At 60.7% G+C, this 22,982-nt stretch carries 21 protein-coding genes and 1 pseudogene; 4 read left to right on the top strand and 18 right to left on the bottom strand.

The genetic code is table 11. The features are described from left to right. From I2H81_RS03590 to I2H81_RS03580, 3 genes are read right to left on the bottom strand one after another with little or no spacing between them, the layout of a single operon-like run. Complete coding sequence (locus I2H81_RS03590) at nt 1-2,559, bottom strand: homocysteine S-methyltransferase family protein (RefSeq protein ID WP_195644577.1); 2,559 nt, start codon at nt 2,557-2,559, stop codon at nt 1-3. Between the two features lie 9 nt (nt 2,560-2,568). Next, nucleotides 2,569-3,357, bottom strand: a complete 789-nt coding sequence (locus I2H81_RS03585; RefSeq protein WP_089573171.1) for a hypothetical protein — start codon at nt 3,355-3,357, stop codon at nt 2,569-2,571. After that, entirely contained in the window at nt 3,357-4,229 is an 873-nt protein-coding gene (locus I2H81_RS03580) for a methylenetetrahydrofolate reductase (RefSeq protein ID WP_195644576.1), read from the bottom strand. The genes I2H81_RS03585 and I2H81_RS03580 overlap by 1 nt, the downstream gene beginning before the upstream one ends. A 423-nt stretch (nt 4,230-4,652) precedes the next feature. On the opposite strand from I2H81_RS03580, the gene I2H81_RS03575 reads away from it, so the two are divergent. Further along, nucleotides 4,653-6,740, top strand: coding sequence for a glutamine synthetase III family protein (locus I2H81_RS03575; RefSeq protein ID WP_195644575.1), 2,088 nt, complete (start codon nt 4,653-4,655; stop codon nt 6,738-6,740). Nucleotides 6,741-6,848: 108 nt separating this feature from the next. Here the strand turns inward: I2H81_RS03575 and I2H81_RS03570 are convergent, their stop codons facing one another. Next, the gene (locus I2H81_RS03570) at nt 6,849-7,589 is read right to left on the bottom strand and encodes a GntR family transcriptional regulator (RefSeq protein ID WP_195644574.1); all 741 of its coding nucleotides are present in this window, start codon (nt 7,587-7,589) and stop codon (nt 6,849-6,851) included. Between the two features lie 208 nt (nt 7,590-7,797). Here I2H81_RS03570 and I2H81_RS03565 point away from each other — a divergent pair, with 208 nt between their 5' ends. From I2H81_RS03565 to I2H81_RS03555, 3 genes are all read left to right on the top strand, one after another. After that, entirely contained in the window at nt 7,798-9,129 is a 1,332-nt protein-coding gene (locus I2H81_RS03565) for a 6-phospho-alpha-glucosidase (protein ID WP_099432703.1), read from the top strand. A 68-nt stretch (nt 9,130-9,197) separates the two neighbouring features. Then, nucleotides 9,198-10,667, top strand: coding sequence for a PTS transporter subunit EIIC (locus I2H81_RS03560; RefSeq protein ID WP_195644573.1), 1,470 nt, complete (start codon nt 9,198-9,200; stop codon nt 10,665-10,667). Nucleotides 10,668-10,859: 192 nt separating this feature from the next. Continuing rightward, entirely contained in the window at nt 10,860-12,230 is a 1,371-nt protein-coding gene (locus I2H81_RS03555) for a serine hydrolase domain-containing protein (RefSeq protein WP_195644572.1), read from the top strand. 512 nt (nt 12,231-12,742) lie between these two features. Here the strand turns inward: I2H81_RS03555 and I2H81_RS03550 are convergent. From I2H81_RS03550 to I2H81_RS03490, 14 genes and pseudogenes are all read right to left on the bottom strand, one after another. Beyond that, complete coding sequence (locus tag I2H81_RS03550; protein ID WP_195644571.1) at nt 12,743-13,054, bottom strand: hypothetical protein; 312 nt, start codon at nt 13,052-13,054, stop codon at nt 12,743-12,745. 3 nt (nt 13,055-13,057) lie between these two features. Then, complete coding sequence (locus I2H81_RS03545; protein ID WP_195644570.1) at nt 13,058-14,119, bottom strand: N-acetylmuramoyl-L-alanine amidase; 1,062 nt, start codon at nt 14,117-14,119, stop codon at nt 13,058-13,060. A gap of 48 nt (nt 14,120-14,167) precedes the next feature. Continuing rightward, a complete protein-coding gene (locus tag I2H81_RS03540) occupies nt 14,168-14,476 on the bottom strand; it encodes a hypothetical protein (RefSeq protein ID WP_195644569.1) in 309 nt (102 codons plus the stop codon). Between the two features lie 2 nt (nt 14,477-14,478). Further along, entirely contained in the window at nt 14,479-14,892 is a 414-nt protein-coding gene (locus tag I2H81_RS03535; protein ID WP_195644568.1) for a hypothetical protein, read from the bottom strand. Between the two features lie 20 nt (nt 14,893-14,912). Continuing rightward, nucleotides 14,913-15,080, bottom strand: a complete 168-nt coding sequence (locus I2H81_RS03530) for an XkdX family protein (RefSeq protein WP_195644567.1) — start codon at nt 15,078-15,080, stop codon at nt 14,913-14,915. Further along, entirely contained in the window at nt 15,080-15,400 is a 321-nt protein-coding gene (locus I2H81_RS03525) for a hypothetical protein (protein WP_195644566.1), read from the bottom strand. Before I2H81_RS03525 ends, I2H81_RS03530 begins: the two co-directional genes overlap by 1 nt. 137 nt (nt 15,401-15,537) lie before the next feature. After that, nucleotides 15,538-16,746 (bottom strand): RNA-directed DNA polymerase, encoded by a 1,209-nt coding sequence (locus tag I2H81_RS03520; protein WP_195644565.1) that lies wholly within the window; start codon nt 16,744-16,746, stop codon nt 15,538-15,540. A gap of 192 nt (nt 16,747-16,938) precedes the next feature. Beyond that, nucleotides 16,939-17,076 (bottom strand): annotated as a pseudogene (locus tag I2H81_RS10375) (DUF6273 domain-containing protein); the annotation flags it as partial. 34 nt (nt 17,077-17,110) lie between these two features. Then, on the bottom strand, nt 17,111-17,581 hold the full coding sequence (locus tag I2H81_RS03515) for a hypothetical protein (RefSeq protein ID WP_229064840.1): 471 nt from the start codon (nt 17,579-17,581) through the stop codon (nt 17,111-17,113). 105 nt (nt 17,582-17,686) lie between these two features. Then, the gene (locus I2H81_RS03510; protein ID WP_195644564.1) at nt 17,687-18,601 is read right to left on the bottom strand and encodes a DUF6273 domain-containing protein; all 915 of its coding nucleotides are present in this window, start codon (nt 18,599-18,601) and stop codon (nt 17,687-17,689) included. A 13-nt stretch (nt 18,602-18,614) separates the two neighbouring features. Further along, nucleotides 18,615-19,340, bottom strand: a complete 726-nt coding sequence (locus I2H81_RS03505; protein WP_195644563.1) for a hypothetical protein — start codon at nt 19,338-19,340, stop codon at nt 18,615-18,617. An 11-nt stretch (nt 19,341-19,351) separates the two neighbouring features. Beyond that, complete coding sequence (locus I2H81_RS03500; RefSeq protein WP_195443436.1) at nt 19,352-19,606, bottom strand: hypothetical protein; 255 nt, start codon at nt 19,604-19,606, stop codon at nt 19,352-19,354. After that, nucleotides 19,596-20,678 carry a hypothetical protein gene (locus tag I2H81_RS03495; RefSeq protein ID WP_195644562.1) on the bottom strand — a complete coding sequence of 361 codons (1,083 nt, stop codon included), beginning with the start codon at nt 20,676-20,678 and terminating at the stop codon, nt 19,596-19,598. The genes I2H81_RS03500 and I2H81_RS03495 overlap by 11 nt, the downstream gene beginning before the upstream one ends. Beyond that, nucleotides 20,671-22,980 (bottom strand): fibronectin type III domain-containing protein, encoded by a 2,310-nt coding sequence (locus I2H81_RS03490; RefSeq protein ID WP_195644561.1) that lies wholly within the window; start codon nt 22,978-22,980, stop codon nt 20,671-20,673. Before I2H81_RS03490 ends, I2H81_RS03495 begins: the two co-directional genes overlap by 8 nt. Between the last annotated feature and the right edge of the window lie 2 nt (nt 22,981-22,982).

The raw sequence follows: 22,982 nt of genomic DNA, 5'->3' as shown, positions 1-22,982 counted from the left end.
TTACTTCCCAAAGACCTCTTCGGCGATACGAGCGCTCTCGGCGGCGTCCTTGGCGTAGTAGTCCGCGCCAATCTGCTTGGCGTATTCGGGGGTGAGCACGGCGCCACCTACGATGATCTTGACGCCTGGCACCTCGGCATGGAGCAGCTTGATGGTCTCCTCCATGGCGACGACCGTGGTGGTCATAAGCGCCGAGAGGCCGACGAGTTTGATATCGCGCTCCTTGACGGTCTTGAGTACCTCCTGCGGATCGACGTCGCGGCCCAGGTCAAAGACGGTGTAGCCGTAGTTGTCGAGCAACATTTTGACGATGTTCTTGCCAATATCGTGAATGTCGCCCTTGACGGTGGCCACGCAGATCTTGCCCTTGTCGGCGATCTCGCCGGCGGGCATCAGGCGCTTGATGGTGTCGAAGCCCACGCGTGCGGCTTCGGCCGAGGCCATGAGCTGCGGCAAGAAGAATTTTCCCTGGTCAAAGAGGACGCCAACCTCGTCGAGAGCGGGGATAAAGTGATTGTTGATGAGGTCCATAGCGTCGTGGTCTGTCAGCAGACGCTCGGTCTCGGCAGCGATCTCGCCTTTGCGGCCCGAGACGACCATTCGACGAATCGGGTCGTCGTTGCCGTCAGTGCCGGCGGTGCCAGCAGCAGGCGCGGCATCACTCGATGCGGCCTGAGCCGCTGCCGGGTTGGCGGCGATCTTGTACGGATCGGTCCAGCCGGCATAGCGCTCGATGTATCCGGTCGAGCCCTCGTCCTCAACGCTCAGGACACGATAGCTGTAGACGGTGTCCATAAAGCGCTTGGAGCCCGGGTTCATGATGGGGGCGTCCAGACCCGCGCCAAAGGCGGCGGCCAAAAAGACCGAACCCAGCAGCGGGCGAGCGGGCAGGCCAAAGCTGATGTTCGACACGCCGAGCGCGCATTTGACGCCCAGACGCTCCTTGCACAGGGACATGGCGCGTAGGATCTGCTCGGCCTGGCGTTGATTGGTCGAGGCGGTCATGACCAGGCAGTCGATGAGGATACGGTCCGGGCCGATGCCGTAGCGGGCGGCCTCGGCCACGATGCGTTCGGCGATGGCAAAGCGGGCCTCGGCGGTATCGGGGATGCCGCCTTCGTCGAGCGTAAGGCCGACGACGTTGGTTCCATAGTGGGCGACCAGCGGAAAGATCTCATCCATGATCTGCTGCTTGCCATTGACCGAGTTGATGATGGGCTTGCCGGCGTAGCGACGTACGGCGGCCTCGACGGCGGCGGGGTCGGTGGAGTCGATCTGCAGCGGCAGCAGCGTGGAGCCTTGGAGCTGCTCGGTCGCTTGCTGGATGACCTTGACCTCGTCGATCTCGGGCAGACCCACGTTGACGTCCAGGATGTCGGCGCCCTGTTCTTGCTGGCTGATGCCCTGGCTCACGACGTAGTCCAGGTCGCCGTCGCGCAGGGCCTGCTGCAGGCGCTTTTTGCCGGTGGGATTGATGCGCTCGCCGATGACGGCAATCTTGTGGCCGTCGCAGGGGAGGTCCACCACGGTCTGGGCGCTTGTGACCGACATGCTGGGCTTGCGGTGGCGCGGACTGGGCGTGTGGTTATCGATAAGCGTGCGCAAGGCGGCCATGTGCGCCGGCGTGGTGCCGCAGCAGCCGCCCACGACGCTCACGCCGTCCTCAATCATGCCGGCGACGGCCTCGGCGTATTCGGGGGCCTGGATGTCAAAGACGGTATTACCGTCGTCGTCCACGTGGGGCAGTCCCGCATTGGCCTGCACCATAACGGGTTTGTCCGTAACGGTGAGCATACGTGCGGCGAGCCCTCGGAGCTCGGCCGGTCCCTGGCTGCAGTTGATGCCCAAAACGTCGGCGCCGATGGCGTCGAGCGTGATGGCGGCCACCTCGGGACTCGTGCCCAGGAACGTGCGACCGTCTTCCTCAAAGGTCATGGTGGCAAAGACGGGCAGGTCGGAGTTCTCTCGGCAGGCGAGGACGGCCGCCTTGATCTCGGCAAGGTCGGTCATGGTCTCGATAATAAAGAGGTCCACGCCCGCATCGACGCCGGCGCGCACTTCCTCGGCAAAGAGGTCGTAGGCCTCGTCGAAGCTGAGGGTACCCAAGGGGCGCAGCAGCGCGCCGATGGGGCCGATATCGCCGGCGATGTAGTGGGCACCGGCTGCGCGGGCGCAGGCGACAGCGGCGGCAAAGACATCTGCCACGGTGGCGGTACCGTCGAGCTTGTGGGCGTTGGCGCCAAAGGTGTTGGCGGTGATCACGTCGCAGCCGGCCTCGACGTACTGTCGCTGAATGTCGGTAATGACCTGGGGCTCCTCAAAGTTGAAGAGCTCGGGCAGGGCGCCTGCCTTCATACCAGCGGCCTGCAACATGGTGCCCATGCCGCCGTCGAACAGCAAGTGCCCCGTGCCCTCGATGGCCGCACGCAGGCGATCGTCCTTAATGCGCAGATCGTCGATCGTGCGCGTCTTGTACGCGGCGCCGTTGCAGCGCGCGGCATTGACAGGTGCCGCCAGCGCAGCACCGTCCAGATCATGAGTGATAAGCGGAGTAAACATCGAGGGCTCCTAATGGCTGGAATAGCAGGTGGTGTGGGCGGCACGGAAGCGACAGTGCTCGCGCATGCGGCAGATATTGCAGGTGGGGCGGCTCTGGGCGTCGTGGACTTCGCCGTCAAACAGACCAATCACCGCGGTCACGCTCTTGGTGGGCATGAGCAGGCTGGTGGGCGTGACGGTAAGCCCGATGAGCCGCGTGGCGTTGAGCGCATTCACGATCGAGCGCTGGGCCGAGAGCGGGCAGTCGCCATAGCCGGGACTAAAGCGCCAGTTGCCGGCGAGCCCATGAACGGCGGCGTCCGTCTTGACCTGCTGGTCCATTTGCTCAACGGCGGCTTCTACATAGGCAGAGCATGCGGCGTCGAGCACGGCTCCCTCTAGGGGCTGCTGAGCTCCCGTGGTGCGCAGACGACGCTCGGCGTCCATGCCGAGGGTGCATGCCATGAGCGCGGCCATGCGGGCGTCCTTGAGATGTCGATAGATGTCGCGACCGCGCAGCTCAACGTTGGTGCCAACCAGACGGATGCAAGGCTCTCCCTGCTCGTCCACGCCCGTGGCATCGACGGTAAACACGCGCCGCACGCCGCGGGGCTCAATGTCCAGCTCAAGGCGCTCGACCACAAGCTCAATACGTCGTGACAGCTCGGGCTCAATCTGCTGGCCGCCGTAGCCCAGATACCGCAGCATCTCGGCACGGTCGACACGGGGATGGTGCGCAGCATCGACACGGTAAAGCGCCGGCGACGCAAGGTCGGCCGGCACTTCGACAGCGGTTGTATCGATGTGCGGTTTTTCCACTACCCCAGGCGCTCCATAATGGTCGCGGCGATCGCAGGACGATTCATAGTGTACAGGTGCAGACCGGCGGCACCGTGCTCCTTAAGGTCGCAAAGCTGACGGGCGGCATAATCTACACCGGCTGCCTGCAGGCTCTCGGGGTCGTTCTCGTACTTGGCGAGAATCTTGATGACGGGGGAGGGCAGCGACGCGCCGCACATAAAGACCATGCGGCTGATCTGGGACTTGCCCATAAACGGCATGATGCCCGCGGTGATGGGCACCGTGATGCCCGCCTTGTCGGCAAGCTCGCGGAAGCGGTAGAAGCACTCGTTGTCAAAGAAGAGCTGCGTCACAAAGAAGCTCGCGCCGGCGTCCTGTTTTTGCTTGAGGTGCTCGACCGAGAGGTTGAGATCCTCGCAGGCAATGTGGCCCTCGGGGTAGGCTGCGGCGCCCACGCAAAAGCCGGCGTCGACGAGCTCGGGGATGAGGTCACGGGCGTAGGCGTAGTCGGAGGCGGGCTTGTCGTCCTCGGTCGCGCCAGCGGGCAGGTCGCCGCGCAGGGCCAGCACGTTTTCCACGCCGGCCGAGCGATACTCGTCAATCTTGGCGGCGATATCGGCATGTGTGCGGCCAACGCAGGTGAGGTGCGCTACCGAGGGCGTATCGAATTCGCTCGTAATCATATGCGCGATGGGGGCGGTGGTGGCACCGTTACCCGAGCCGCCAGCGGAACAAGTGACCGAGACAAAGCTCGGTGAAAGCTTGCACAGGTTGCCTGCCACCTCGCGAGCCGTATCGAGGGTAAGCTCACCCTTGGGCGGGAACATTTCAAACGAAACGGGTGCAGTGCCCTGGGATGCTGCCTGCTTAAAAACCTCGTCGACGCGCATATCGTGCTCCTTTAAATATTTAGTGCGATGTGTTGTAAGGATTCTACAGCACCGCTGTGCCACGGTGGAGTTTTACTCGCGATTTAGGGATACCAATCAAAGATGCCACGCTATCGGCATTGCCTATAGCAGAGCGGTCAATGTAGGAAAGGGCTATATTGAATGGTATCTGATGCAAAATACCAGTTAATAGAGCCCCATCCCAGATTGACTACTCTTAAACCATGCGGGGAGGTCTGCAATTTATGCAGTTCGTTGGCTGTTGAGGGTGGCAATACCGCTGCGATGCGGTAACCTCATTGATTGGTTTCGTGACAGCAACATAACGGTAATGTTGCGGAAACACGACGAGCCTAATCTATGACTCGTTCGTTAGTAATCAACACCGCTTCTCACGCGGTGCCGATACGAAGGGAGTTCCGTATGGCCGAACTTACTGACCGCTTCGGGACCATGGTGTTCTCTGAGGAAGTCATGAAGGACTACCTCCCCAAGGACATTTGGAAGCGCCTTGCTGCAACCCTCGAGGACGGTGAGCCGCTCGACCTGGATGTGGCCAACGCCGTTGCCCACGCCATGAAGGTCTGGGCCATCTCCAAGGGCGCGACGCACTACGCGCACTGGTTCCAGCCGCTTTCGGGCATTACTTCCGAGAAGCACGACAGCTTCCTCGAGCCCAACCACGACGGCACCGCCATTACCAAGTTTACGGGCAAGAACCTCATCCAGGGCGAGCCGGACGCCTCCAGTTTCCCCAACGGCGGCCTGCGTGCCACCTTCGAGGCCCGTGGCTACACCGCTTGGGATCCCACCAGCCCCGCATTCATTAAGGACGATGTCCTGTGCATCCCCACAGCTTTCTGCTCCTACACGGGCGAGGCCCTGGACAAGAAGACCCCGCTGCTGCGCTCCATGACCGCGCTCTCGCGTGAGTCCAAGCGCGTTTTGGCGCTGTTTGGCAAGACCCCCAGGAAGGTCGTTCCTTCCGTGGGCGATGAGCAGGAGTACTTCCTGATCAAGAAGGACGCTTACCGCAAGCGCAGGGACCTGGTCATCACCGGTCGCACTCTCTTTGGCGCTGCTCCCTGCAAGGGCCAGGAGCTCGAGGAGCACTACTTTGGCGCAATCCGCCCCACCGTCTCGGCCTATATGAAGGACCTGGACGATGAACTGTGGGCGCTTGGCATTCCTGCCAAGACCAAGCACAACGAGGTTGCTCCCTGCCAGCATGAGCTCGCACCGGTCTATGGCGAGGTCAACGAGGCCATCGACCAGAACCTGGTCATGATGGAGAAGATGAAGCTCATCGCCTCCCGCCACGACTTGGTCTGCCTGCTGCACGAGAAGCCCTTCGAGGGCATCAACGGTTCGGGCAAGCACAACAACTGGTCGCTTGGCACCGAGTCCGAGAATCTGCTTGATCCGGGCGACACTCCGCTCGACAACCTGCAGTTCATCGTCTTCCTCACCGCGGTGATCGAGGCCGTCGATAACTATCAGGAGCTCCTGCGTGCCTCCGTTGCCTCGGCCGGCAATGATCATCGTCTGGGCGCCAATGAGGCTCCTCCGGCGATTATGTCCATCTTCCTGGGCGACCAGCTTACCGAGGTCGTCGAGAAGATCATCGATGGCAAGGCTTCCGTCCATGCCACGCGCGGCGTGCTCGACCTGGGCGCCGATACCCTGCCCAAGTTGATGCAGGACAATACCGACCGCAACCGCACCTCCCCGTTCGCCTTCACCGGCAACAAGTTCGAGTTCCGTGCCTGCGGCTCCGAGCAGAACGTCTCCGACTCCAACCTGGTACTCGATGCCGCCGTGGCAAAGTCGCTCAAGTCCTTCGCCGACGCACTCGAGGGTACGCCCGAGGATAAGTTCCAGGACGCCGCGCTCGAGTACTGCAAGAAGGTGTTGACCGATCACCAGCGCATCCTGTTCTCCGGCGACGGTTACTCCGACGAGTGGCCCATTGAGGCCGAGAAGCGCGGCCTTGCCAACAACAAGACCACGGCCGACGCCCTGCCCGCCTTTGTTTCCGATAAGGCTATCGCGCTCTTTGAGGAGACGGGCGTCCTGACCAAGGCCGAGGCCCAGTGCCGTTACGACTGTAAGCTCGAGAAGTACAACAAGCTCATGAACATCGAGGCCACCACGATGGTTCGTGAGGCGCGTCGTACCTATCGCCCGGTCATTACCGCCTATGCCACCAAGGTCGCTAAGGGCCTTGAGACTATTCGTGCCGCCGGTGCTGAGGCCGCCATGCAGTGCGAGCAGAACACGCTCAACAAGCTCTGCAACGGTATCACCGCCATCAACGACTCCATCAAGGCGCTCGACGCCGTGCATCAGAAGGCCGAGGCCCTCGATGGCCAGGAACAGGCCAATGTGTACGCGCACGAGGTCGTTCCCGCTATGGATACGCTGCGCGCCGCCGTGGACGCCATGGAGGAGATCGTGGCCGCCGACTACTGGCCGGTTCCGACCTACGACGACATCCTGTTCTACGTGTAGAACGTAACTGACATATCGTCACGGTATTGAGCCGGGGTCTGCATCGCGTGGGCCCCGGCTTTTTTGTTGAACAAATTTATTAGGGAAGAGTCTGCTCCGTGCCGTTTGCTAGGGTAGGGGTGTGCGCGTTGCCGTGTCGTGAAAATGGAAGATGCTCGGAATATAACGCGCCTCGACATACTCAAATTGAGTTCCGGTTGAGTCGAATGTCTGGCTGGTTACGACCGCCAGATACGAAGAAGGATCGATGTCAAGCAACCGGCAGTCCTCAGTGTCGGGCTGGGCGAGTGTTATCGTTCGTTTGCTCACGGCAATGGTGAGCCCTAGCTCATCCTCGATGTAATGGAAGAGCGACAGGGTGGCATTCTGCTCGTTTAGGCCGGGGACGGAGGAAGTTAGGAAGTAGTGGCGGTCGACAGCGACCGGTTTATCGTCGAGCATGCGGACGAGCTTCAAATGCGTAAGGTCTTCTCCTTCGGGAAATCCCGTCAATTGAGCTAGACACTTATTGGTGCTTACGTGTTCGAAATAGACGATTTTTGACGTTGGAATTGCTCCGATCGCGTGTGCCGATTCGCTGAACGAAGAAAGGCCACTTACGGTGAATGCGCCCTCTTTGCTGGTGCCTGCAAGTGACGTCTCGATTACGAGGACTCCCTTGCCTTTAATGGACTGAACTAGACCTTCATTTGCGAGAAGTGAGATGGCCTTGCGCACCGTCATTCGAGAGCAGGAGAACTCTTTGGAAAGATTTTGTTCGGAAGGAAGGAGCGATCCCACGGGATGCTTACCTTCGACAATCCGCTCTCGAAGGCTGCGGTAAATTTCACTGTACAGGATCCTTGCCAAAATGCTCTCCTTATAGAGGTGGTGCGGAATGCGTCAAATCGGTGCGATAGTCTGTTTCTACCAATTATAGGAAGTGAAGGCGCTTAAAGTTACCGCTTACCGCCATAAATCAACCGTTCACCCGTGTGCTTAACATGTCTAGACAGATAGCAAATCATGTGGCTATAATTCAAGTCGTCAAGTACATGTCTAGACAGGAGGATTTGCAATGGCAAAACAGAGCTATGCGGTTACTATCGCGGGAGGCGGAAGCACTTATACGCCGGGCGTTGTTCTGACACTTCTCGCGAAGCGTGATGTGTTCCCCATCAATAGGATTACGCTCTATGACAACGATGCCGAGCGTCAGGGGACAATTGCCAAGGCATGTGCCATCTACATCAGGGAAAATGCTCCAGAGGTAACCTTCAGCTATACGACCGACCCTGAGGAGGCCTTCACAGGCATCGACTTTGTACTTGCCCAGATTCGCGTTGGCAAGTACGCTATGCGCGATAAGGACGAGAAGATCCCTCTGCGCTATGGCGTTCTTGGCCAAGAGACCTGCGGTCCTGGTGGCATTGCTTATGGCTTGCGCTCCATTGGCGGCGTACTCGAGATCCTTGACTACATGGAGAAATACAGTCCCAACGCATGGATGCTCAACTACTCCAACCCCGCGGCGATCGTTGCTGAGGCGACACGCCGTCTTCGCCCGGATTCAAAGATCATCAACATTTGCGACATGCCAATAGCCCTGATGGATATCATGGCTCAGATGTGTGGTCTCAAGGACCACAACGACCTCGTCGTCGGCTACTACGGCCTCAACCACTTTGGCTGGTGGACAAAGATTCACGACCGTGCAGGCAATGATCTTATGCCCACTATCAAGGCCCAAATGGCTAAAAACGGTTATGCTGGCGAGGATTCTGGCCTTGAATTCGTCGATGCGTCTTGGGACCAGACGTTCCGTAAGGCTAAGGATGTTTACGCGCTCGATCCGAATACCATTCCGAACACCTACCTCAAGTACTATCTCTTCCCGGACTATGTGGTTGAGCACACCGACCCCAACCACACCCGTACCGACGAGGTCCGTGAGGGTCGCGAGAAACGCGTCTTCGGTACCGCTCGCCAGATTATCGAAAAGGGCACGTCTGAGGGTTTCGGCCTTAAGCCAGATACCCACGCTGAGTACATTGTCGATCTCGCTCGCGCTTTGGCAGAGAACACCCGTGAACGTTTCTCGCTGATTGTTCCCAACGACGGGGCTGTGTCCAATTTTGACCCAACGGCTATGGTCGAGATCCCCTGCATCGTCGGCAGCGACGGCTACGAGAAAATTTGCCAAGGTGAGATTCCGCAATTCCAGAAAGGACTTATGGAGGAACAGGTCTCGGTCGAAAAGCTTGCAGTGTCTGCTTGGGTCGACCATTCCTATCAGGAGCTTTGGCAGGCGCTGACGCTTTCGAAGACGGTCCCCTCTGCCTCCGTTGCAAAGAAGATCCTTGACGATCTCATTGAGGCGAATAAGGAGTTCTGGCCAGAACTTCACTAGTATCGGAAATCAATTTAGCGAATGATGGCGGGCGGCCGACCTTGGACAGGTCGCATGGGAGGAAAACCATGAGCGAAAGCAAAGAGCTTGCAAATCGCAAGCTCGGCGAGGACGTAGTTGGCCTCGTCGGCGGTAAGGAAAACATCCTGAGCATCTCGCACTGCATGACGCGTCTACGTTTCAAGCTGCGAGACGATGCGAAGGCCGATACTAAGGCAATTGAATCTCATAAAGGCGTCATTCAAGTAATCAACGCGAATGGCCAGTATCAGGTTGTTGTCGGCATCAATGTGATTGAGGATGTTTACGATGCCGCGGTTGCCGCTTCTGGTGTCGAGGGGCTGGGCGAGGTTAATCTTGATGGTGAGCCCGTCAAGAAAGGAAACGTTGTTAGTGCCCTTATCGATACTATTTCGGGCGTAATCCAGCCGATTCTTGCGGTGCTGTGTGCCGCGGGCATGATCAAGGGTGTTTTGAGTATTCTCGTCGCCCTTGGATGGATTACGGCGACAGATGGCTTGTACCAGATTCTATTTGCGGCTGGTGACGGCTTCTTCTACTTCCTGCCGATTATCCTTGGCTATACCGCGGCAAAGAAGTTTGGCTGTAGTGAGTTCGTTGGCATGACGCTCGGTATCGCACTTACGTATCCGGCGATGGTCAACATCACATCTGGCGATGTTTTGGGAACGGTGCTTGCCGGCACTCCCTTTGCCATGAACTACTACACGACTTTTCTCGGCATACCTGTCATCATGCCGTCTTCGGGTTATACGAGCTCTGTCATTCCGATTATCATCTCTGTTTGGTTCGCGGCAAAGCTGGAGAAGTGGTGCCGCAAGCATTTCTCTGAGTATGTAAAGTTCTTCTTTGTGCCTACGTGCGTGCTCGTTGTGATGGTCCCCGCTACCTATTTGATTATTGGCCCGATTGCCACCCTGATCACGAACCTCATGAGCCTGCTGTTTAACTCCCTCTACAGCTTGCCTGTCATCGGCGGCGCGCTCGGCGGCATCGTGCTTACTGCCATTTGGCAGCCTATGGTCATCTTCGGATTCCACTGGAGTGTCATTGCCCTCATGCTGGTGAACATTGCCTCCCAGGGCTGGGATATTGTCATGGCGCCGTACATGGTTTGTTCATACGCTCAGTCCCTTGCCGTCCTCGCTATCCTTCTGAAGACTAAGGACGTAAAGCTCAAGCAGCTTGCATGGCCGGCGTTCATCTCGGGCTTCTTCTTCGGCATCACCGAACCCTGCATCTACGGCGTGACCCTTCCGCGCAAGAAGCCTTTTATCATGAGCTGCATCGCCTCTGTGCCCGGCGGCCTAATCATCGGCGCTCTTGGCACCAAGATGTTCGCCTTCACCGGCGGCGGCTTCTGCGCCTTCCCGGGCTTCATTGACCCGTCCGGTGCAATGGGCGCGAACTACCTGATTTACGTAATCATAGCCATCGTGGTTTCCAGCGTGATTTCGTTCCTGCTTACGTATGCGACGTACAAGGAGGACGTGCCGGCGGTAGAGGCTGCAAAGTAGCCAAAGAAGTGGAGCTGCGGGACAAGTATTTCCCCGCGCGCCAGCAATTAGATGAGGTCGTCCTTGAATAAGCGTCGAGGGCGACCTCATCTTGTACTGATTTCGTTCGAGAGGCAGTGGTTGAGGGTGCCTAATATTATCTTTGACAATAAGATGGGCGAGGCGTGCCTTGCGGCGTGGAGGTCCGCGGGTGTGGAAGTCCGCTCAGTCGTGGTCCGACAAGATGGTGAAGTCGTCTTCGAGCATGCGGCTGCGCCGTTCGCCCTCGAACACGTTCATCCGCTCTATTCTGTGACTAAGTCCTTCACTTCGGTTGCTGTTGGGATGTTGGTGAATGAAGGACGGCTGTCGCTGGCCGATCGCTGGATTTCATACTTTCCGGAATATGAAGGCGAGATTGCGGATGAGCGCTTTCGCAATGTGACGGTTCGCAATTTGCTGACTATGACGATGGGGCAGGAGAGTGACCTTTCGTATATTGGTGCGGGAGACGACTGGGCACATGAGGTTCTTCATCGTGAGTTTGACTGGAAGCCGGGCGAGGTCTTTCACTACGATTCGCTGTGTTCACATTTATTGAGCATGCTCGTGCAACGCATAAGTGGAACGAAAGAATCCGATTATCTCGCTGAACGTTTGTTTACGCCGTTAGGCATTAGAAATTGGTGGTGGGAAGAGGATCAAGCCGGTCATACGACCGGAGGTTTTGGTCTTCACCTTTCGACACCGGATTTGGCTAAGTTTGGTCAATGTTTGCTGGATGGCGGCAAGTGGCGTGGGGAACAGATCATTCCCGCGGAATGGGTTGCCGAGGCGACGAAGATTCAGGTGGAAACGAGTCCCTTTTATCCGTCTGAGGCGACTGAAGACAGCAATGGCTATGGATACCAGTTCTGGATGTGCCGGCGTGGCGGGTTCAGATGCTCTGGCCTTTTTGGGCAGCTGTGCTACATACGGCCCACAGATGGCCTTGTCATCGCTTGCTCGAGTTCTACGACAGGAAGTAAGGCGCTGCTTGATCCGCTGTATAAGGTATTGTTCAAAGAGCCTAGTGTTCGGGAAACGGTGGCTTCCGAACGTGACTTCGATAGCATTCCCGTGCCAGTTGGGTTGGCTTCTGGCGGACGTTTGAGCTCATTACGCCTCGAGGGCATTCATCATTGTATTTTCGGGGATTTTGAAGAGATCGATATTCGATTTCATGAGAATGAGCTGGATTTGTCTCTGTTGCGCGATGGTCGTGAGTACGGCGTGAGGGCCGGCTACAAGTCTTGGGTTTGCAAATCGGGCGATGGGGCCGGAGTTGGAGACCTCTTTCCTTTCGTGACTCATGAAGCTGAGAGGGACGATGCCCCCGCATGGGATGTTCGCAAGTTGTTTGCAGCGTATGCCTGGACTTCGCCAACAAATTTACAAATCGAGACCAGGGAACTGGACTACACGCGGCGCTGTTTTATCGATGTACGGATTGGAGGTATTTATGCTGTGTGCAGGGTGCGAGTTGAGGGAATGTGCTGTTTCCCGACACCCTCGGAACTCACAGCGATTTTGAAGTTGGGATAATTTTTCAAGACGTGCGATTGATAAGAAAGCTTGTCAACATCACGGCTAATGGAGACGGAGCTGTCTCCAGGCAATGTTTTTCGATACGGACGTTTCAGATATCGTATTGCTAGGGACTAAGTTAATCACTTGTTAGGGTCAAAGCGTAGATGCATTTTCTCGGCTTCGCACCCTGTTGGGCTCGAATCCCGGCGCATGGCAGCAAAAAGCCCGTTACCGCGAGGGCAACGGGCTTCTCAGTTTAAATGGTGCCCCCAGCGGGATGTCCGCGTGCGGCTGGCGCCGCCCGCTTTCGCTGCGTCGCTCCGCTCCTTGCGTGCTGCGCTGGAAAACGCTTACGCGTTTCCTCAGCTCCGCACCCTGTCGGGTTCGAATCCCGGCGTATGGGTAGCAAAAAAGCCCGCCACCGCGAGGGCAACGGGCTTTTCAGTTTAAATGGTGCCCCGTTCGAACAACTTCTCGAACCGAGATCTGCTCGTTCGGGACGATCGTTCTTCTTAGGATACCACGCACTAGGCTTGCGGCATAATCGCCTGGTCACCGTGCTCGTCGAGGTACGGCATGAGGTACACGCCGCCCTCGTCTGTCGTGAGCAGAAGGTACTCGCGGTTGAGCTTATCGCACACGATTTCCTGATGCACGCCATCCGGCAAATCGTAAATCGGGCCATCGGTTCGCGCGGGCGATACCGTCATGTCCTGCGCCCCCATGGCCTGCCTGGCGCACGAGGCGGCGGCAAACACGATGAGCAGCAGGATTACCGCCGCCACAAGCGGGCCGCACCCGCCGTTGCGGTCTTCGTCGGCAGGGCTTGGGTACGGCATCGCCTACACCTTCTCTGCGTACTTCTCGCCGGAGGCGGTTTCTACGGCGATCCAGCGCTTGTAGCCGGAACCGCCCGTATAGCGGCCCCAAACGTAGCCGTCGGCCGATGCGAACGTGCCGTCGAGCGTCACAGTCTCCCCGCGATGGTAGGTTGCGACGGTCGAGTAGCCGGTGCCAGCACCGGAGCGCACGTTCAGGGCATCGACGCAGATGCGGTACGTTCCCGCCGAGTTGCTGGTCTGCGCCTGCGCGGTGCCGACGCGCACGAGGTAGTCGTTCGGGTCGTAGCCTCCCGTGGGCTTGCCGACGGCGATGTAGCGAGTATGACCGCTGTCGCTGGTGTAGCGTCCCCACACGTAGCCGTCCGCGATGCAATACCAGTCATCGAGGTTGACTGTCTCGCCCTTGCCGTAGGAGGCTACCACGGAGCCTGAAAGCGCCGGCGCATCTCTGACGTTCAGACAATCGACTGTGCAGCGGTAGGTTCCGTTGAAGCCTGTACCCTCCTTGCCGGTGGCGCTCGGCTGCTCTGCCGGTACCGATGGCGGGACGGTCGGGGCGCTGCCGCCGTCGAGAATCGCGTTCACCTCGGATGCGAGCTGATCCATGCGGGCATGCAGCCACGCGCCGGGGCAATCGGTCGAGGAGAACATGCGGTGCTCGGTGAGCGTGGCGTTTCGCGTTCCGTCGTATGCGAGGCGGAAGCCGTAGCGGCGGCAGATGTCGGCGCACAAGTTGACGAGCGCGGCCCACGTGGCGTCGGTGAGCGAGGAGTCTGCGTTGTTCGCGCACTCGATCGTGATGGCGCGGTCGTCGTTCCACTTGCTAGCGGAAGTCCAGGCGCGGTCGCCCTCGTCCACGCTCATGGCGATGTCGCCGTCGTAGCCGATGCAGTAGTTCGAGCTTGCCTGGCGCGCGGTCGCTGCGAAGTAGTCGGCGCACTGCCTGCCCGTCCAATGGGCCGCCATGTAGTGCGGCGTGATCTTGCAAACGCGATTGCCCGAACGCCCGCTGTTGCGGTTGCCAGTGATGTTGGCGTAGGTGCAGAGGCTACTCTTCGTCATCGTCGCCCCTTCCGTCGTTAAGCTCTTCAAAGGTCTCGTCATCCATGGCTAGCCCTCCTTCTTCACGTCGCCGAGCGCCAAGAGCGCGTCGAGCCACTTGTCGGTAACGCCAACGCTCTTGAAGGCGGCGTAGGCCACCTGCACGCCGCCTACCGCGGCGAAGATGGACGTAACCCACGCCGTGGGGTCAGTCGGCATACCCCCGGCCATGGCCGTCAATGCGCCGCACAGCGCCGATACTGCAATGGCCGTCCAGCGGGCAACATTGCCAGTCATCGCCTTCGTCTTGATAGCCTGCACGATATAGGGCACCACGAGGACGGTCAGCACCGTGAGCCCTGCCTGTATATCAGTCATCTCTATCTCCCTGTCTCCTTGTTGTACATGAGGTCAACTCGGTCGTAGATATGGTCGACCTTCTCTGCCATGCCCTGGCTGCGCGCCTGGCTGTGGACCAAGTCTGCGTGAAGGACGTCATTTGACGCGACAACCGACTCCATGAGCGTTTTCATTCCTTCAATCAGGGTGTTGCTGCGCTCCATCTGGGCGGCGATGCGCCCCTCCATTTGGGACCGCTCGCGGTCGCGCTGCGCCCTCTCGTCGACTTCGGCCTGCTTGCGCTCCTCGCGTTTCAGGTCGAGCTCGCCCTTCCGCTGGTTTTGGCGTTTGTACTCCTCGAGAAACTGTCTCCCGAAGTAGAACGCAACGAGCGCCAGGAGCACGCCTCCAAGCCAAGCCGGTCCGTAAGGCGCAAAAAGTTTGAGCACTTCCATCCTGGGCGCCCTCCTTCCGCCTATTCGGCCGTGTACTCCTCGCCGGTGATCTCCTTGTACTCGTCGGCGGTGATCCACTTGCACTTGACGGCCTTATGCACTCGCGCCTTACTCCAAAGAGGTCGGTCGTAGTACTTCTTGACGAGCGCGAAGTGCTCGGAATGCTCTTCGGTCTTCTTCGTCGGCATTACTGGTCACCTCCAACCGTCATGAGCAGGTAGTCGATGTTCGCCGTGTTCTGCTCGGTCTGCGTCGGCTTCGACGCCTGCTCGCGCATCTGGCCGAGCAGCGCCGGCACGTCGGGCGTCTCGCCTCTGTCGTAGGCGGCGAGCGCCGCCGTATAGGCCATCTTCTTGGCCTTCTGCTCGATGTGCAGGTCGTCGTCGATGACGCCCGCCTCATGGGCCGCGTCGGGGTCGCCCAGCTGCGAGAGCAGGTTTCGCAGCGCGTTCACCTCGGCCTGCGTGCCGTCGTCCACGGTGTCGGGACGCTTCTCCTCAGTGTCCATGCGGACTCCTTTCGTGTCGGGGGATGTGCCGCCATCGTATTAGCGCCGTGAGATTGCCGAGCTTCCTGAACGCGCGCAAAAAAGAAGGCGCGCCGCAGCACGCTCTCAATACGCTGGTTATTTCGTTTCCGACCTGTCTAGGCCGCCGTTTTGAGCTGCCGCCCTTCCGCTATGGCGAGGGCGTTCCGCTCGAATCGCCTTCCGGGTTTGGCTGCATTGAGCAACCCCCCCGCGAGGTTTTCGAACAGACTGCGGTACAGCGCGTCCATGGCCAGCACGCTGCGGTGCGCGTCCAAATGCGCCATGCCGCCGCGCCAGCTCTGGTAGCTCTGCTCCACCTGCTCGGGGGTCATGACGCCATCGGCGACCATGCGGGCCATCTTCTTGAGCTTGCGGCGCTCCCGCGTTATGGAGTCTCGGCACGGCTTCACGACTATGTGGCCCGTCTCCGTGTAGAAGATACGCTTCTTCAGCCACGTGAAGCCGCGCGACAGCTTTACCACGCGGGTCTTGCGCGGGTTCAGCGCGATGCCGAGCTTCGCGCACTCGTGCTCTATCAGCAGAAGGCACACTTGCAGGTACTCCTTGGACTCGTGGATCAGGTAGAAGTCGTCCATGTAGCGCCCGTAGGCCTCGGGGCGCAGCATCTCGGCCACGTAGTGGTCGATGCGGTTGGGGTGCGCCACCGCGCATATCTGGTTTGGCTCGCTGCCCAGGCCCAGGCCGACCTCGCCCTGCGCGTCTATCAGGCGGTGCTCAAGGGCGACCACGCGCGGGTCGAGCAGCGCGTCGGCCACCTGCCGCTTGACCGGCTCGTGGGCAATGCGCGCGAAGTAGTCGGAGAAGTCGCCCAGCAGTATGTAGCCCTCGCGCCCATGCCGCCGCCAGTGGTCGGCCAGGTGGCGCTTGAGCAGCTTAAGGGCGTAGTCGGTGCCGCGCCCCTTGATGTTGGCGGAGTTCGCGGATACGAGCGTGGGGACTATCGCGGGCACGAGGGCGTTCTGGGACAGCGACTTCTGCACCACGCGCTCGGGGAAGTGCACTGCACTGATGTGGCGCAGCTTGCCGCGCTCCCACAGGTCGAAGCGGATGAAACCCCGGCATATGTCGCGGCCCTCCAAAAGGTCTTGGCGCGATTTCACGGCGTTTCGCAGGTAGTCCTTCATGTACCGCTGCGTCGAGGCCTTCCACATGACGCCACGCGCGGCCTGCTTGGAAGCCTTGCACAGGCTGTTGAGGTCGGCCACCGTCTCAAGGGTGCACGCCTTGACGCGCTCGGCCTTGGCCCTGGCGCGCTTCTCCTCGCGGCGCTTCCGGCGTGCGGCCCGCCTTTGCTCCGAGTTCATAGAAGGCACCCCGCACGGCTTGCAATGTGGCTCTGACAGCCGCTTGAGGTATGGCCATGAAACGCGGCGAAGCCACGGAGCGCCGCGCCATGCAAGCAGCGTCCGGCCACCCTCGCGGGGTGCGTATTTACGGGCTCGTGCCCGATGGTCGCGCCTTCCTTCCTCTCCGCGCTCTGCTTTCGGCCCGCTGGCCTACTCGGTCTGGCAGTAAGGGAATCCGGGGCGGGGGCGAACCCAGGTGTTCGTCGCCGAGTTGTAGTTGGCATTGCCGTTGTTGTTGACGTAGCACACGTTGGACGAGGAGCTACCCATGACGGAACGCAGCCACCAATTGTACCGATATACAAGACGGGACCGCCGCCCATTATAGCGAACGCAGGCGCTCTAGCTCGGCCTCGGCCTCGGCTATGCGCTCCTCTGTCGTCTTCTTGCCGGTGACGCGCACGTTCTTGCGCGCGCCCTTGAGCAGTTTGATCTCCTCCTCGACCATGCCCGCCAGCGCCTCGAAGCGGTTGGCGTTCACGGGCAGGCCGATGTCCATGAGGCACTGCATGTCGAGCATCAACTGCTCGCAGTCGGCTATCGCCAGCGTCAGGTAACGCTTGCGCTCAAGCGCGTTGAACGAGCTGTTGGGGTAGAAGCAGTCGGCGCGGTTGACGTTGTACACGATGCTGCGCGCGGTCTCCACCGTGGGGACTGCGTTCAGCAGCCTGTAGGCTTTCGGCACGACCGACGAGGAGGCCATGAGCTTGTTGACCTCCACGCGGATGGCAATGGCCTGCGTGAAGAACTTGTACTCGGACACCTCGCGGTTTCGCTGGTAGACGCCGCTCATGGCACCTCCCGGAAATAGTGGCGAAAAAAACGGCCCGCTACGCGGGCAGGGATGCGACCGCGCAAGGCGGTCGCATCGAAAGAGAAGTATAGAGCACTCGGCTGGCTAGCCAACGAGGAAGCCGGGGCGGGGGCGAACCCAGGTGTTCGTCGCCGAGTAGTAGTGGGCATTGCCGGTGGTGCCGACGTAGCACACGCTGGACGAGGAGCCACCCACGACGGAACGCAGCCACCAAGAGTACCGAGTTCCGTTCAAGCGGTGCGCGGTATCGCGGAACAGGTCGAACTGGCAGTCGAAGCCCACGCTGTAGCCCTTGGTGCCCCACACCGGGCAGCCGTACACCTCCATCTCGGAGGGCGACCACACCTTGCCGATGTCCTGCCAGCTCCAGCTGTTGGAGTCGCTGAGCGCGCCGCTCGCGCTGTAACGCTCCTCAAGCAGCACGCGCTGGGTGAGCAGGTACTTGGTCAGCCCCTCGGGCAGGCACGCCTCGAACAGCTTCTCCCACGCCTTGAGGTTGCTGTTCAGGTACGGGTTCTTCACGTCTGCGGTGCCCTGGTTGGTGTTCGCGGTGTTCCACATCAGGTAGCTGTCGTTGGCCACGCCGGTGACGGTCTTGGCCACGGCGACGGGCGCGGACGCGATGAACGCGATGTGGTGGCCCTTGGCGCTGTCGCCGCACTGGTAGTACGGGTCGAAGTGCGCAAGCAGGAAGCGCACGGACTGCTGGGCCGCCACGTTTGACGCGCTCACGAGCGGCACGTCGATGTAGTCGCCGACGCGCAGCCCAGCGAAGTTGCCGGCGGCGATGCGCTTGTGCAGGGCGTCGTACACCGTACCGCTGTCGATCTCCCCGGCAAGGATGGCGGCGATGCTCTGCCCGCCGTACTTGCCGATGAGGCTCTGGCGGTTGTACTCAGCGTTGTTGAGCGCCAGCTGGGCGTTCTCTCGGGCCGTGCCGTCGATGAGCGTGTAGGTTTGCCCGTCAATGCCGAAGCGCTCTGCGTTCACTGTTGCCATTTGAGTTTCCTTTCTATGCGAGCACGATGGTCGTGCCTGATACCGAGCAGGTGGAGCCGAGCGTGACGGTTCCGTTGCTTATTGACGCCTTCGCCGACGGGGCGTAGACGGTGCCGCCCATGAAGAAGAACTTGCCCGTGGCGTTCGCGAGCATCGAGGCCAGCTTCTCGTTCTGGCTGCGCAGGTCTGCGATGTCGGAATCGCCGACGCTGCCCTGGGCGATCGAGTTGGCGATCTGTAGGGCCTGGTTTGCCGCCGCGTTGGCGCGCGAGGCCGCGCCACTGGCGGCAGCTGCGGCGTTCGACGAGGCCTGTTGGTCTGCGATGTGCTCGTCATGGCGTTTCAACTCGGCCGTCTTTCTGGCGGCCTCGTTGCTTTCGCGCGTCGATTCGGCAGACTTGCGGGCGCTCTCGGCGCTTGCTCGCGAGGACTCGGCCGTTTTGCGGGCGTTCTCGCTGTTGACGCGGGCCACTTCGTTGTTGGCACGGTTCACCTCTGCGTTGAGGCGCGAGGTCTCGTTCGAAGCCCTTGTTTTCTCGGCCGAAACCCGCTTTTCCTCGGCGGCGTTGGCGTTGTCCATGGCCGTCTTGCAGTTCGCTGCGGCCTCTTGCGCCGCTTCCGCCGAATCCATGGCGATGGTCGATGCAATGTAGTAGATCTTGCCGTCGGTCGTGCGCACCCTATCGACGTTCCCGTTGGCGTCGAGCATCAGGGCGGCGTATTGGGTCGTTTCTGCCATCAATACCTCCCTTACTTGGCTATTAGGCCCGTGACGATAGCCTGCGGGCCGATGGTCTCGACGATGCAACGGTCGCCCGCCTTGGCCGCCGAGCATGCCGTGGTCATCGGAAGCCCCGAGAGCGTCGTGCCGGATATGGCGACCGCGAGCGTCGCGCCCGAGACGGACTTCACGGTGCCGAAGCCCACGGAGTGCCCCGAGCCGCCTTGCGGCGAGAACAGGGCGGCGAGCTGTTCACCCGCGTCGGCTATGGTGCTAGCGTTCAAATCGCCTCATCTCCAATTCCATCGGGCATCCTCCCACGAGGGTGAGAGTCTGCTTACGTATCGCGAAGTTCCCGAAGATGCCGGCGCTCGGCCAGCGAACCTCGATGGCGTCGGAAACGCCCACGGGCGCGTAGACGTGCGTCACCTTCAGGCGGTGGATCGCGGATTGCTGGGTGCGCAGGAGGGTCGCCGCCTCGGCGTTGGCGTTGGCCTGCCGTTCAGCCGCCGTGGAGCCTGCCGGAAGCTCGCTCTTCGTGTACTTGGCCGACTTGCGCCAACCGCGCGTGACGGTCGAGTACTGGCTGTTGGGGTCGGAGTCGATTGCCGTGCCCCTTATGCTTTCGTCGGATGTCGAGTAATCGACGTGCACGACGTTCGCCACGCCCGATTTGTCCAGCTCCTCGGTGCCGCCGTCCTCGAAACGCGCCCACTTGCCCTCTTCCATGACCATCGCTGGCGCGCGCTTGTCAGGTTCGACGTAGCGGCGCAGCAGCACGCGCCCCATCGGGTCGCACGACGCCGAGCTGAAGCCCGCCGCATCGAGAAGGGCGTTTACGGCCTTCAGGCGGGTGGCGTAGTTGCTCTCCCCGTTGCCGATTGCCCCGATAACCCACGTGGTCGTTAGCGTGAAGTCGGACGGGTCGGCGATAACCTCAAGGCCGACCTCGCGCAGGAGCTTCGCCGCCTCGCCGACGGCGTTGCTGCCAGCCGCAAGCGAGCGCGGGGCGTCGAACTCGTCTTCCGCAACCTCGGACAAGCGGCCTGATAGGTCTGCTTCAGACGAGTTGTAGCCAGTTGAACGCTTTGGCGTCGATACGACGAACGTACCAAGCGGCTCCGACACCGTTGTGTCGTCCGGGAACGTGGCATCGAGGTAGATGCGCAGGAGGTCACTACCGAGGTCGAGCGTTCCGAGGTAGTCGATCTTGCCCGTCTCGTAGCTGGTGTCCTGGTTTCGCTCGATGCTCCCGCCGTTTCGGATGTTGCGCAGTCGCTCGACATCGAGACCGGTCTTTCGGTCAACGCGCATAAAGCGGTACGAGGCCGCGAATCGCTTTTTCCAATCAGGCATTGCTCGGCTCCTCGAACACATCGTGCTCGACCTTCGCCGATGCCGACCAAAGCCCCGCAGATTTAAGCGACTCGTTGAACGTCATCGCGCCGAACGCACGCTCACCGGCGAGGCCGCGCCACCAGCCCTGCCACTGTGTGCGCATGATCTTGCGGAACAGGTCGTGCCCGTCTCGCTCAAGCAGGCAAGAGGCCGATGTCGCAAGGTCTGCCTCATCGAGCGCATACGACTGCGGAAGCCCACCGTTTTCCCCGCCGTCGGCGAAATGGAAGCTGTTGAAGCTTCGCGCCGCAGATGTCGAGTATTTGGCGTCAAGCTCCATCTTGAGCAGCGTCGAGGCATCCTGGCCGAAGTTGAGCGCCATGCACTCGGCGTGCAGGTTCGCCTTGGCCTCGGCGTAGGAAGACGTTCCGTTCGCCGCAGTGCCAGTTGCGCGGTACTTGAAGTCGGCGTTGAGCGGCGGCACGCGGTCGATGGTTTCCTGGACATCGAGCAGGCTCGACGTGAGAAGGTGGTCGCCCTCGACCAGCACGCGCTCGACCACGAAGCCGACGCATTTCGACGCGTCGCCAAACACCAGTTCGTCGCCGTCGCACGTGATCGTGCCGAGCATGGGTATCTCGCCCGTGTCCTCGTCGTAGGCCATCGGGCCTATGATCGTCGTCTCCTCGACGTTGTAGGCGGAAACGCCGTTCTCCACCTTCACGTGGCACGTGAGGTCATCGCCGTACGTCACGGTGATTACGGGGGTTGCCGGCTCCGCCCAGTGCGTCTTGAACCGGCGCGTGGCCGTTTTCGACAGGCCCGAGCCGCCCGCCACCGTCAGGGTGAGCAGGTAGTCGATTCCGTTCTTGATGGTCGTGTAGCTGCCAAGCTCAACGGGCTTCATGCTCGTCACGTCGGCCGTGGCTATCGTCGCTCCGCCGACCTCGGAAAGCGTCAGCGTGGCATTGGCTATCCCTGTCTCGTCGGAGGCCGATACCTGAACGGTCATCGGCACGGAGTCGATGAGCACGCCGTCGGTCGCAGGCGAGGCAACCCAGCACGACGGGTAATCGGCGACCACGAACGGCACGTAGTCAGACCACGCGCCCCAATCGGCGTGCAGGCCCTTGGTGCGAACGCGCACCCTCCAGCTGCCCTTGGCGAGCGACTTCTTAATGCTCTTCGCCGTTGTGACGCTTTCGGTGATCGCGCTCGGGCCGCTGAACTCGACCTGCGCGGCGGTCTGCTGCGAGCCGTCCGGATGGTTCGGAACCCACGACACCGCCGCCTGGCTTCCGGTGGCCACCACGGTCGGCGCGGTGACCTTCGGGGCGAGCGGCGGCGTGATGGTGGTTACCGAGTTCGACTTCACCCACGCCGAGGCGAGCGAGCCGCGCTTCGCCTGAACGCGGTAGACGACCGTTCCGGCTGGCGCGGCCTTGTCGTGCAGGTCGATCCATGCGGGGTCTTTGCCCTCGGTGGTCGTCGTTATGTCCGCCCACGTTGAGCCGCCGTCGACAGATCGCTGGATGCCCCACGCGTTTGCGTACGCCGCAGCGCCGTACACGCGCAGGGTCACCTCGGTAGCGCCAGCCTTCACGGCCTCAACGCGCGACGGCGCGTTGGGCGTGGTATAGGTCGTGCCAACCGACGCGTGAATGGAGTTGCCGCCGGGGCCGTGCGCGCACAGGCGGTACTCGTACTTGTGCCCGGCCTTGGTCGAGTTGTCCGTGTAGTTCTGGACGTCCCACGAAACGTCGGCGATGTTCACCCATGAGCCATCGTCGGTGCGGCGGTCAACGTAGACGCCCGCCCACGGGTAGGCACCGTCCATTCCCGTGTAATCGACGTCCCAGGTTATCTTCTGCGACGTGTTGGACACGCGCTGCAGCTTGCAGTTCTTGGGCGGATGCGGCTGCGAGTAGCCGCGCTGCGGCACCCATGCGTACACGGTAGCCCACGCGTCGCCGCCGGCAGAGCCGTAGTAGTTGTTGTACGTCTTGCCGTAGACGTGCACCTGCACCGGGCAGTTCCAGCCGCTCGCGCCGCGCGGCACGTCCACGTCAAATGTCACCGCGTCGCGCGTCGCCCAGTTGCCGTAGTTGTTCAGCACGACGTCGCGCGAGCTGCGCACCGAGCCGTTCACCACGACGTCGTAGTGCGTTCCGTACTCGGCGGCGTACTTGTCGTCGATCGCTGCGGTGACTCGCAGGCGAGTCGTGGTGTCGTTGACGTTCCACTGGCTGTCAACGGAGATGTAGCCGCGATACCAGCGGTTGCGGCCCGCGATCTGTATCTCCCTTGTGTGCTCTCCCATGG

The sequence above is a fragment of the Collinsella aerofaciens genome, from assembly GCF_015561195.1.
Lineage (GTDB): Bacteria > Actinomycetota > Coriobacteriia > Coriobacteriales > Coriobacteriaceae > Collinsella > Collinsella aerofaciens_AC.
The sequence above is the reverse complement of the archived record's forward strand: the minus strand, read 5'-3'. Positions and strand labels throughout refer to the sequence as shown.

Excerpts from the sequence above, each read along its gene's own strand:
- I2H81_RS03590 (WP_195644577.1), bottom strand. The coding sequence starts at position 2,559 with ATGTTTACTCCGCTTATCACTCATGATCTGGACGGTGCTGCGCTGGCG.
- I2H81_RS03580 (WP_195644576.1), bottom strand. The coding sequence starts at position 4,229 with ATGCGCGTCGACGAGGTTTTTAAGCAGGCAGCATCCCAGGGCACTGCA.
- I2H81_RS03575 (WP_195644575.1), top strand. The coding sequence starts at position 4,653 with ATGGCCGAACTTACTGACCGCTTCGGGACCATGGTGTTCTCTGAGGAA.
- I2H81_RS03565 (WP_099432703.1), top strand. The coding sequence starts at position 7,798 with ATGGCAAAACAGAGCTATGCGGTTACTATCGCGGGAGGCGGAAGCACT.
- I2H81_RS03560 (WP_195644573.1), top strand. The coding sequence starts at position 9,198 with ATGAGCGAAAGCAAAGAGCTTGCAAATCGCAAGCTCGGCGAGGACGTA.
- I2H81_RS03550 (WP_195644571.1), bottom strand. The coding sequence starts at position 13,054 with ATGCCGTACCCAAGCCCTGCCGACGAAGACCGCAACGGCGGGTGCGGC.
- I2H81_RS03545 (WP_195644570.1), bottom strand. The coding sequence starts at position 14,119 with ATGACGAAGAGTAGCCTCTGCACCTACGCCAACATCACTGGCAACCGC.
- I2H81_RS03540 (WP_195644569.1), bottom strand. The coding sequence starts at position 14,476 with ATGACTGATATACAGGCAGGGCTCACGGTGCTGACCGTCCTCGTGGTG.
- I2H81_RS03535 (WP_195644568.1), bottom strand. The coding sequence starts at position 14,892 with ATGGAAGTGCTCAAACTTTTTGCGCCTTACGGACCGGCTTGGCTTGGA.
- I2H81_RS03530 (WP_195644567.1), bottom strand. The coding sequence starts at position 15,080 with ATGCCGACGAAGAAGACCGAAGAGCATTCCGAGCACTTCGCGCTCGTC.
- I2H81_RS03525 (WP_195644566.1), bottom strand. The coding sequence starts at position 15,400 with ATGGACACTGAGGAGAAGCGTCCCGACACCGTGGACGACGGCACGCAG.
- I2H81_RS03520 (WP_195644565.1), bottom strand. The coding sequence starts at position 16,746 with ATGAACTCGGAGCAAAGGCGGGCCGCACGCCGGAAGCGCCGCGAGGAG.
- I2H81_RS03515 (WP_229064840.1), bottom strand. The coding sequence starts at position 17,581 with ATGAGCGGCGTCTACCAGCGAAACCGCGAGGTGTCCGAGTACAAGTTC.
- I2H81_RS03510 (WP_195644564.1), bottom strand. The coding sequence starts at position 18,601 with ATGGCAACAGTGAACGCAGAGCGCTTCGGCATTGACGGGCAAACCTAC.
- I2H81_RS03505 (WP_195644563.1), bottom strand. The coding sequence starts at position 19,340 with ATGGCAGAAACGACCCAATACGCCGCCCTGATGCTCGACGCCAACGGG.
- I2H81_RS03495 (WP_195644562.1), bottom strand. The coding sequence starts at position 20,678 with ATGCCTGATTGGAAAAAGCGATTCGCGGCCTCGTACCGCTTTATGCGC.
- I2H81_RS03490 (WP_195644561.1), bottom strand. The coding sequence starts at position 22,980 with ATGGGAGAGCACACAAGGGAGATACAGATCGCGGGCCGCAACCGCTGG.